The organism is Microbacterium sp. NPDC089189, assembly GCF_040685095.1.
In the GTDB taxonomy this organism is placed as follows: Bacteria; Actinomycetota; Actinomycetes; order Actinomycetales; family Microbacteriaceae; genus Microbacterium.
In genome coordinates, this window is the sequence record NZ_JBFBHG010000014.1 from 88,362 (window position 1) to 97,741 (window position 9,380).

Annotated in this window: 9 protein-coding genes and 1 rRNA gene; 1 reads left to right on the plus strand and 9 read right to left on the minus strand. The window is 71.3% G+C overall.

Annotated elements, in window-relative coordinates; all coding sequences use genetic code 11:
• From AB0N73_RS09910 to AB0N73_RS09945, 8 genes are read right to left on the minus strand one after another with little or no spacing between them, the layout of a single operon-like run.
• The gene (locus AB0N73_RS09910; protein ID WP_363562910.1) at positions 1–594 is read right to left on the minus strand and encodes an NUDIX hydrolase; all 594 of its coding nucleotides are present in this window, start codon (positions 592–594) and stop codon (positions 1–3) included.
• Positions 587–2,293: a CTP synthase gene (locus tag AB0N73_RS09915; RefSeq protein ID WP_363562912.1), complete on the minus strand. Its 1,707-nt coding sequence runs from the start codon at positions 2,291–2,293 to the stop codon at positions 587–589. Before AB0N73_RS09915 ends, AB0N73_RS09910 begins: the two co-directional genes overlap by 8 nt.
• A 14-nt stretch (positions 2,294–2,307) precedes the next feature.
• Entirely contained in the window at positions 2,308–4,005 is a 1,698-nt protein-coding gene (gene recN / locus AB0N73_RS09920; RefSeq protein ID WP_363562914.1) for a DNA repair protein RecN, read from the minus strand.
• Entirely contained in the window at positions 4,002–4,940 is a 939-nt protein-coding gene (locus AB0N73_RS09925; protein WP_363562916.1) for an NAD kinase, read from the minus strand. The genes recN and AB0N73_RS09925 overlap by 4 nt, the downstream gene beginning before the upstream one ends.
• Positions 4,937–5,737, minus strand: a complete 801-nt coding sequence (locus AB0N73_RS09930) for a TlyA family RNA methyltransferase (RefSeq protein WP_363562918.1) — start codon at positions 5,735–5,737, stop codon at positions 4,937–4,939. The genes AB0N73_RS09925 and AB0N73_RS09930 overlap by 4 nt, the downstream gene beginning before the upstream one ends.
• Complete coding sequence (locus tag AB0N73_RS09935; RefSeq protein WP_363562920.1) at positions 5,734–5,895, minus strand: hypothetical protein; 162 nt, start codon at positions 5,893–5,895, stop codon at positions 5,734–5,736. Before AB0N73_RS09935 ends, AB0N73_RS09930 begins: the two co-directional genes overlap by 4 nt.
• A 38-nt stretch (positions 5,896–5,933) precedes the next feature.
• Positions 5,934–6,962 carry an HAD-IIA family hydrolase gene (locus AB0N73_RS09940; RefSeq protein ID WP_363562922.1) on the minus strand — a complete coding sequence of 343 codons (1,029 nt, stop codon included), beginning with the start codon at positions 6,960–6,962 and terminating at the stop codon, positions 5,934–5,936.
• The gene (locus AB0N73_RS09945; protein ID WP_363562924.1) at positions 6,962–7,909 is read right to left on the minus strand and encodes a hypothetical protein; all 948 of its coding nucleotides are present in this window, start codon (positions 7,907–7,909) and stop codon (positions 6,962–6,964) included. The genes AB0N73_RS09940 and AB0N73_RS09945 overlap by 1 nt, the downstream gene beginning before the upstream one ends.
• On the opposite strand from AB0N73_RS09945, the gene AB0N73_RS09950 reads away from it, so the two are divergent.
• A complete protein-coding gene (locus AB0N73_RS09950; RefSeq protein ID WP_363562926.1) occupies positions 7,847–9,208 on the plus strand; it encodes a hypothetical protein in 1,362 nt (453 codons plus the stop codon). The two genes, AB0N73_RS09945 and AB0N73_RS09950, sit on opposite strands and share 63 nt — an antisense overlap.
• 6 nt (positions 9,209–9,214) lie before the next feature.
• On the opposite strand, the gene rrf is transcribed toward AB0N73_RS09950, so the two are convergent.
• Positions 9,215–9,331, minus strand: a 5S ribosomal RNA gene (gene rrf, locus AB0N73_RS09955).
• Between the last annotated feature and the right edge of the window lie 49 nt (positions 9,332–9,380).

The following is a 9,380-nucleotide window of genomic DNA, read 5'->3' on the forward strand; positions in this document are numbered from 1 at the left end:
TCAGACGCCCGTGCCGTCCCGCCTGAGGCGCTCCGCCGCGGCGAACACGCCGGCGGCCAGGATGCCGTTGCGCATGCGCCCCTCCAGCACCGCCGTGATCGCGTCGTGAAGCGGCACCCACGCCGTGCGGATGTCGGCCTCCTCCGCCTCGCGCTCGTGCGCGTGCGGGGCGGGACTCAGCCCGCGGGCGAGGAAGAGGTGGACGATCTCGTCGCTGCCGCCCGGTGTCGTGTACATGCGGAGCAGGGGCTCCCATCGGTCGGCGACGAGATCCGCCTCTTCGGCGAGCTCGCGCCGCGCCGCCTCGAGCGGCTCCTCCCCCACGACGTCGAGGAGACCCGCGGGCACCTCCCAGTCGCGCCGGCGCACCGGGTGGCGGTACTGCTGGATGAGCAGCACCCGCCCGTCGGCGTCGAGCGCGACGATCGCCGCGGCGCCCGGATGCGCGACGTACTGCCGCACGATCTCCCCGTCCGCGTAGCGCACGGTGTCCGAGCGCACGTCCCAGACGCGCCCCCGGTACACCGTGTCGCTCGCGAGGATCTCCGCGTCGACGGGGTCGTCGCGGAGATCCGTCACGGCGTCGTCAGTCATTCTCAACGTCGAAGAGCTCGCTGGCGCGGTGGCGATCCAACGCCGCGCCCACGAGACCGCGGAAGAGCGGGTGGGGCGAGGTGGGACGCGACCGCAGCTCCGGGTGCGCCTGGGTGGCGATGTAGTACGGGTGCACCTCGCGCGGCAACTCCACGTACTCCACGAGGCCGAGCTCGGGGTTCAACCCCGAGAAGACGAGCCCCGCGTCGGCCAACTGCTCGCGATAGGCGTTGTTGACCTCGTAGCGGTGGCGGTGACGCTCCTCGGCACGGTCGGAGCCGTAGACCTCGGCCGCGATCGAGCCGGCGGCGAGATCGGCCGGGTAGAGGCCCAGGCGCATGGTGCCGCCCAGATCGCCGCTCTCGAGGATGTCGACCTGCTCGGCCATGGTCGCGACGACCGGGAACGGGGTCTCGGGATCGAACTCGCTGGAGGACGCATCCGCGAGCCCGGCGACGTTGCGCGCGTACTCGATGACCATGCACTGCAGACCCAGGCAGATGCCCAGGGTCGGGATGCCCTGCTCGCGGGCGAAGCGCAGCGCGCCGAGCTTGCCCTCGATCCCGCGGATGCCGAAGCCGCCCGGCACGATGATGCCGTCGAGGCCGCCGAGCGCCTTGGCCGCGCCCTCGGGCGTCTCGCACTGGTCGGACGGGATCCACGTGATCTTCACGTGCGCCTCGTGGGCGAACCCGCCGGCCTTCAGCGCCTCGGTGACCGAGAGGTACGCGTCGGGCAGGTCGATGTACTTGCCGACCAGGCCGATCGTGACCTCGTGCTTGGGGTTGTGGACGGCCGAGAGCACGTTCTCCCAGCGCGACCAGTCCACCTCGCCCGACTTCTCGAGCCCCAGGGTGCGCACGATGTACTCGTCGAGGTTCTGGTCGTGGAGCATCGTGGGGATGTCGTAGATGCTGGGCACGTCGATGGCGTTCACGACGGCGTCCTCGTCGACGTCGCACATGAGCGCGATCTTGCGCTTGTTCGACTCGGTGACGGGCCGGTCGCTGCGCAGCACGAGCGCGTCCGGCTGGATGCCGATGGACCGCAGCGTCGCGACGGAGTGCTGGGTGGGCTTGGTCTTCTGCTCCCCCGACGCCCCCATGAACGGCACGAGCGAGACGTGCACGAAGAACACGTTCTTGCGCCCCAGCTCGTGACGGATCTGCCGCGCGGACTCGATGAACGGCTGCGACTCGATGTCGCCCACCGTGCCGCCGATCTCGGTGATGATGACGTCCGGGCGCGGCTCTTCGCTCGCCTGCAGACGCATCCGTCGCTTGATCTCGTCGGTGATGTGCGGGATGACCTGCACGGTGTCGCCGAGGTACTCGCCCCGGCGCTCGCGCGCGATGACCTGGGAGTAGATCTGGCCCGTGGTCACGTTCGCGGCCTGGCTCAGCTCGATGTCGAGGAAGCGCTCGTAGTGACCGATGTCGAGGTCCGTCTCGGCCCCGTCGTCGGTCACGAAGACCTCGCCGTGCTGGAACGGGTTCATCGTCCCCGGGTCGACGTTCAGGTAGGGGTCGAGCTTCTGCATGACGACCCGCAGCCCGCGGGCGGTGAGGAGGTTACCGAGACTGGCGGCCGTCAAACCCTTGCCCAACGAGGAGACGACACCGCCCGTCACGAAGATCTGCTTGGTGGTGTCGTCGTCGTTCGTACCGTGAGAAAGGCCTGAGCCGGAAGAGTGCGTCACGGGCTTCCATCCTATCAGCGCGTGGGGCGGGCGAGTGCGAGGAGTTCCCTCGCGTGGGTGAGTGCGGCGTCGGAATCCGCCAATCCTGACAGCAGGCGGGCCATCTCCGCTTCGCGCGCATCGCCGTCCAGACGCTGCACACTCGAGGCGGTGACGGAGCCGTCGTGCTGTTTGATGACGCTCAGGTGGTTGTTCGCGAAGGCGGCGACCTGGGCCAGATGCGTCACCGCGATGACTTGCGAGGTCTCGGCGAGTCGGGCGAGTCGCCGGCCGACCTCGATCGCGGCGGCGCCGCCGATCCCCGCGTCGACCTCGTCGAAGACGAACGTCGGGACGGGGTCGGTGCCGGCGATGACGACCTCGATCGCGAGCATCACCCGGCTGAGCTCTCCGCCCGACGCGCCACGGGCGACGGGGCGGGGATCCGCGCCGGGATGCGGCGACAGGAGGATCGCGACGTCGTCGCGCCCGGCCGTCGAGCCCGTCGCCGGTGTCACGGCGACCTCGACACGGGCGTCCGGAAGGGCGAGGGCGTGCAGCTCGTCGGTGACGGCGGTCGCGAGGGAGCGGGCCGCGAGGGTGCGGGCGGCGGTCACGGCCTCCGCCGCGGTGTCGAGCTCGGCCGCGAGCGCGTCGCGTTCGGCCTCGAGCCGCTCCACCCGGGAGCCGTCGTCATCCAGCTCTTCGAGCCGCAGGGCGCCGTCGGCGCCGAGGTCGATGGCGGCCTGCAGCGAGCCGTGCGCGCGCACGAGCGATGCCAGCACCCCGCGGCGCTCGTCGACGGCGGCGAGCTCTGCCGGCCCCGACTCGTCGAGATCGGCGAGGTAGCCGCCGAGCGATGTCGCCAGGTCGCCGAGGCGGTACTCGATGTCGGCGGTCTGCTCGGCGAGGGACTGCAGCGCGGTGTCGCTGCCCGCGGCTCTCTCGAGCGCGCGTCGCGCCTCGGCGACGAGCGTGCTCGCGTCGATCGCGTCGTCGTCGTTCGAGACGGCGGCGTGGGCGAGGGCCGCGGCCGCACGGAGCTCCTCGACGTGCGCGAGCTTCTCGGCGCGGGCGGCCAACGTCTCGTCCTCGCCCGGTTGCGGGTCGGCCGCGGCGATCGCGTCGAGCGCGGCGCGCAGCTCCTGCGCCTCCTGCGCCCGTTCGTCGCGGCGGGTGACCAGGTCGTCGAGTTCGGCGTCGAGGGCGCGCACCCGGTCGAAGGCGGCGCGGTAGCGCGCCAGGGGTGTTGCGACGCTCTCGCCCGCGTATCGATCGAGCGCGTCGCGCTGCGCGGCGGCCGAGCGCAGCCGCAGCTGGTCGGATTGCCCGTGCACGACGACGAGCAGGTCCGCGAGGTCGGCCAGCACGCCGACGGGTGCGGCACGACCCCCGACCGTGGCACGGCTGCGTCCCTCGCTGGTCAGGGTGCGACCGAGGAGGAGCTCGGCGCGTCCGCCGCCGACGGGGTCGAGGTCTCCCCCGGCGTCGCGCACGCGTTCGGCGACGGGGCCCTCCTCGTCGACGAGCCAGACGCCGTCGACGGATGCGCCCGCGGCTCCCGAGCGCACAGCGCCCGAGTCCGCGCGGGCGCCGAGCAGAAGCCCGAGCCCGGTGACGACCATGGTCTTGCCGGCGCCGGTCTCACCGGTGATGGCGGTGAAGCCGCGGCCGACCGGCAGTGCGGCGTCGGCGATCACGCCGAGATCCCGCATCCGCATCTCTTCGATCATGAGGGGACCTCGCTCCCGGCGGGAAGCGACTCCGGGCCGCGCCAGCCGGTGACCGGCAGGTGGAACTTCTGCACGAGGCGGTCGGTGAAGGCGGGCGGATGAAGGCGCGCCAGGCGCACCGGCCGCGACGACTGTCGGACGACGACGCGCGCGCCGGGCGGGAGCTCGTGCGACCGGCGTCCGTCGCACCAGAGGATCCCCGTGCCGTGGGTGCGCGCGAGCACCTCGATCGCGACCGATGCCTCGGGGTCGACGACGAGCGGCTTGGCGAACAGCGCGTGTGCCGAGAGCGGCACAACGGCGATCGCCTTGACGCTCGGCCAGATGATGGGCCCCCCGGCGGAGAAGTTGTAGGCGGTCGAGCCGGTGGGCGTCGCGATGACGACGCCGTCGCATCCGAAGCTCGACAGCGGGCGGCCGTCGATCTCCATGACCACTTCGAGCATGCGCTCCCGACTGGCCTTCTCGACCGTCGCCTCGTTCAGCGCCCAGGTCTCGTAGATGACGGCGCCGGCGGCGCTCTTCACACGCACCGAGAGCGCCAGGCGCTCCTCGACCCGGTAGTCGCGGGCGATCACCCGGGCGACGGCGTCGTCCATGTCGTCGCGCTCGCTCTCGGCGAGGAACCCGACGTGGCCCATGTTGATGCCGAGCACGGGCGCCGCGCTGCCGCGCACCATCTCGGCCGCGCGCAGGATCGTGCCGTCACCGCCCAGCACGATGGCCAGCTCGATGTCGTCGAGCGGCACGTCGATGCCGAGCGCGGCGATCCGACCGCACTGCGGCAGCACCTCGGCGAGCTCGGCACGGTCGTCCTCGGCGAGGACGGGGATGGCGCCGGCGGCGTGGAGGGCGGTGATCACGCGGTCCGCGGCCTCCACGGTGTCCTCGCGGCGCGCGTGGGCGACCACGAGGATGTGGCGTGGGGCGGTCATCGGACTCCCGTCAGCTCGGTCACGGTGCTCTCCCATTCTGACGGAATCCGGCCGCTCTCCACGCCGAGATGCACCAGGTACTCGTGATTGCCGTGCGTCCCCACGATCGGGGAGGAGATGAGCCCGCGTGTGCCGAGGCCCTGATCCCACGCCTGCCACAGCACCTGCGACACCGCTTCGGCGCGTTGGGCGGCGCTGGTCACCAGCCCGCCGCGCACGGCGGTTCGCCCCACCTCGAACTGCGGCTTGATGAGGAGCACGATGTCGGTCGCCGCGGCGCTGACCGCGCGGACGGCGGGCAGCACGTGCGCCAGGGAGATGAACGACAAGTCGCCCGTGACCACCTCGGGCGCGAAGGGATGCCCGACGGCATCCGCCAGCAGTGCGGGGGTCATGTACCGGACGTTGAAGCCCTCGACGGAGCGGACGTCGGGGTCGGCGGCGACCGCGGCGGCCAGCTGGTCGTGCCCGACATCGACCGCGACGACCGGCGTCGCACCGCGTTCGCGCAGCACCTGGGTGAATCCCCCCGTCGACGCCCCCATGTCGAGGGCGGAACGCCCCGACACGTCGACGGCGAAGGCGTCGAGGGCGGCGATGAGCTTGTGCGCGGCACGGCTGACGTAGTGATCGGTGCCTGCCACATCGAGCACGGCCTCGGGGCTCACCCGGTGCGATGCCTTGACGATGCCGACGCCGTCGACGGTCACGAGGCCGTCGGAGATCAGCTGCGCGGCGTGCGTGCGCGAGCGCGCGAGACCGCGGCTGGCGAGTTCCGCGTCGAGACGGGCGGTCATGCGCCGGTGGGGCCGGACTCGAGCCGACGAGACAGGTCGTCGAGCACGGCCGCATAGGCGTCGGCCCGCGAGGCCAACGGCTGCTGCTCGATCACGTCGAGCGTGGCGAGCAGGTCGTCGGGACGATCTGCGTCGGCGTCACTCCGGTCGCGCTGCATCCCTCCAGAATAGGACGTCACGCGGCTCCGGCGGCGCGTCAGGGCCGATGGAACGGATCCGCGTACAGCTCCTCGGGAACACGGAACCCGAAGATCGCCCGCCCGGTGGCCCAGATCGCGGCCGCGCCGGCGCGCACCAGGTCGATCGGGCGGTCGCCCGTCGAGAGGATGCGCAGATCCACACCGTCGACGGCGACGCGCGCGTCCCCGACGATCGTGACATCGCCCTTCACCCGCGTCTCCGGGTACGGCTCGTGCAGTTCGCGAAGATCGCCCAGGATGAAGTCGGGTCGCGAGCTCGGCGGTGCGGCCAGGACGTGCTTGGGCCGGTCGATGCCGGTGAGCACGAGGGCCGACGGGATGCCCGCGGCCTGCGCGCCGGCGATGTCGGTGTCGAGGCGGTCGCCGATGAAGAGGGGATGCCGCGCGCCGAAACGCGCGACGGCCACCTCGAAGATCGGCGTCTCCGGTTTGCCGGCCACCGTGGCCAGGCGGCCGATCGCGGTGTGGACCGCCGAGACCAGCGTGCCGTTGCCGGGGGCGATGCCCCGCGACTGCGGGATCGTCCAGTCGGTGTTGGTCGCGATCCAGGGGATGCCGCCCTCGTCCTCCGGGAGCTTCAGCGCGAACGCTGCTTCCGCCAGATCGCTCCATCCGACGTGCGGAGCGAAGCCCTGGACGACGGCGGCCGGCTGGTCGTCGGCCGAGCGCGTGACGACGAAGCCGGACTTCTCGAGTTCGACGACGAGACCCTCCCCGCCCACCACGAGGATCGTCGATCCTTCGGGCACGCGGGTGCGCAGCAGACGCACAGCCGCCTGCGGGCTCGTGACGACGTCATCGGCCGCCACCGTCAGACCGAGGTCGGTCAGGTGCTGCGCGACCGACGCATCCGTCCGCGACGCGTTGTTCGTGATGAACCCCAGCCGGCGGGTGGTGGCCGCCTGGTTGAGCGCGTCGATGGCGTGGGGCAGCGCCCCGGCGCCCGCATAGACGACACCGTCGAGATCGGCGAGCACCGCATCCACATCGTCGAGCGGCGTGCTCCGGCGCGAGAACAGCCCCATCAGTCGCGGTCCTTCTCACCCTCGGCGGGAACGTCATCCTCACCGAGCAGCTCACGGACCTCGGCCTCGATCGGATCCTCGAGCGCGGGCTCGGGCTCGGATTCCGGCTCGAGCTCGGACTGCGGCTCGGACTCCTCGCCCGGCTCGGCGACCACGTCGTCGGTCTCGGTGGCGACGACGTCTTCGTTCTCGTCGTCTTCGTCGTCGTCGAGTTCGTCGCCGTCGAGTTCGTCGCCGTCGAGTTCGTCGTCGTCGAACTCCTCCATCACGATGATCTCCTCGTCGGTGCCGACACCAGACGCGTCGTCGAGCGCCTCGGCGGCCACAGCCGCACGGTGGCTCCACTCCTCGGCCTCGTCCTCACGGCCGAGCTCCTCGAGCACGGTTGCGCGCGCCAGGAAGAGCGCGGGGCTCCACGCGAAGGCGCGATCGGGGTCGAGCTCGGCGATGTCGAGTTCGGCGAGGGCACGCTCGGCCTCGCCCAGATCGAGCCGCGCGCCGGACATCGCGATGGCGAGATGCACGCGCACCTCCACCGGAAGATCGGTCTTGTCGACGGAGCGGCCCGACTCGAGCGCCCGGTCGGGGCGTCCCATGCCGCGCTCGCTGTCGACGATGAGCGCGATCTGCTCCTCGCTTCCGGAGATACGCCGGTAGGTACGCAGCTCGCGCAGCGCGAGCGCGAAGTCGCCGGTGGCATACGCGGTGATGCCGACGGTCTCGCGCACCACGGCCACGCGGCCGGCACGTCGCGACGCGGCCATGGCGTGCGCGTGCGCGCGCTCCGGGTCTTCGTCGATCAGCCGTGCTGCCATCGCGAGGTGACGCGCGACAGCCTCGGCGTTCTCCTTGCTCAGCGTCTTGAGCTCGTTGCGTGCGCTCGAGTGCAGATCGAACGGAGTGATCTCCTCGGGGATCTCCGGCTCTGCGCTCTTGGCCTCGCGCATGTCGGAGGAACGCGGCGGGCGGCTGGAACGACGGTCGTCTCCCCCGCGATCGCGATCGAAGCGGTCGCCTCCGTAGGAGCGGCCGCCGGACGAACGGTCGGAGGAACCGCCGCGCTGCGGACGGTCGCCGTCGCGCTGAGGACGGTCACCGTAGGGACGATCGGTGCGAGGGCGGTCGTTGTACGGGCGGTTCGTGCGGGGACGGTCGCCGTCGCGGTTCGGACGATCGCCGTAGGGACGCTCGGTGCGCGGACGGTCACCATCGCGGTTCGGACGATCGCTGTAGGGACGATCGGTGCGAGGACGGTCACCATCGCGGTTCGGACGGTCACCGTAGGGACGGTCCGTGCGCGGCCGGTCGTTGTACGGGCGGTCCGTGCGGGGACGGTCGCCGTCGCGGTTCGGACGGTCGCCGTAGGGACGATCGGTGCGAGGGCGATCGTTGTACGGGCGATCCGTGCGCGGACGGTCGTTGTACGGCCGGTCCGTGCGGGGACGGTCGCCGTCGCGGTTCGGACGATCGCCGTAGGGACGGTCCGTCCGCGGCCGACCGTTGTACGGGCGATCCGTGCGCGGGCGGTCGTTGTAGGGGCGATCCGTGCGCGAACGGTCGCCGTCACGGTTCGGACGGTCGCCGTGAGGACGATCAGTACGCGGGCGATCGTTGTACGGACGGTCGCTCCGGGAACGTTCGCTGTACGGCCGGTCCGTCCGGGGACGGTCGCCGTCGCGGTTCGGACGGTCGCCGTAGGGACGGTCCGTGCGCGGGCGATCGTTGTACGGGCGGTCCGTGCGCGGACGATCGTTGAAGGGGCGATCGGTGCGCGGCCGGTCACCACCGCGGTTCGGACGGTCACCGTACGGCCGGTCGTTACGCGGCCGGTCTCCGTCGCGGTTCGGACGGTCCCCGAAGGGACGATCCGTGCGGGGACGATCGCCGTACGGACGGTCCGTCCGCGGACGATCGTTGAAGGGGCGGTCGCTCCGCTGCCGGTCACCGTCACGGTTCGGACGGTCACCGTAAGGGCGGCTCGTACGGGGACGGTCGCCGTCACGGTTCGGACGGTCGCCTCGGGACCGGTCGCCGTCGCGGCTCGGCCGATCCGAACGCGGTGCACCACCCGAGCGTCCCGCGCCCGACCGGTTCGAGTCAGAGTAACGAGGACGGTCCGACGCACCACGATCGTGGCGCGCGTCACCGCTCTTCTTGTCGCGGTCGTCCTCAGTCATGACGTCTCTTTCTCGTTTTTGGGCATACAAACAGAAATGGCCACCCATCGATGGGTGGCCATTTCATGAAAAGAAGTCCGGCGGTGTCCTACTCTCCCACAGGGTCCCCCCTGCAGTACCATCGGCGCTGAGAGGCTTAGCTTCCGGGTTCGGAATGTGACCGGGCGTTTCCCTCTCGCTATGGCCGCCGAAACACTATTGATGTTTCAATCGTGCACACAACAAAACAGTTGTTGGTGCG

Bases quoted from the DNA above. Each gene is read 5' to 3' on its own strand.
- AB0N73_RS09910 (WP_363562910.1), bottom strand. From the start codon at position 594: ATGACTGACGACGCCGTGACGGATCTCCGCGACGACCCCGTCGACGCG.
- recN (WP_363562914.1), bottom strand. From the start codon at position 4,005: ATGATCGAAGAGATGCGGATGCGGGATCTCGGCGTGATCGCCGACGCC.
- AB0N73_RS09925 (WP_363562916.1), bottom strand. From the start codon at position 4,940: ATGACCGCCCCACGCCACATCCTCGTGGTCGCCCACGCGCGCCGCGAG.
- AB0N73_RS09930 (WP_363562918.1), bottom strand. From the start codon at position 5,737: ATGACCGCCCGTCTCGACGCGGAACTCGCCAGCCGCGGTCTCGCGCGC.
- AB0N73_RS09935 (WP_363562920.1), bottom strand. From the start codon at position 5,895: ATGCAGCGCGACCGGAGTGACGCCGACGCAGATCGTCCCGACGACCTG.
- AB0N73_RS09940 (WP_363562922.1), bottom strand. From the start codon at position 6,962: ATGGGGCTGTTCTCGCGCCGGAGCACGCCGCTCGACGATGTGGATGCG.
- AB0N73_RS09945 (WP_363562924.1), bottom strand. From the start codon at position 7,909: ATGCGCGAGGCCAAGAGCGCAGAGCCGGAGATCCCCGAGGAGATCACT.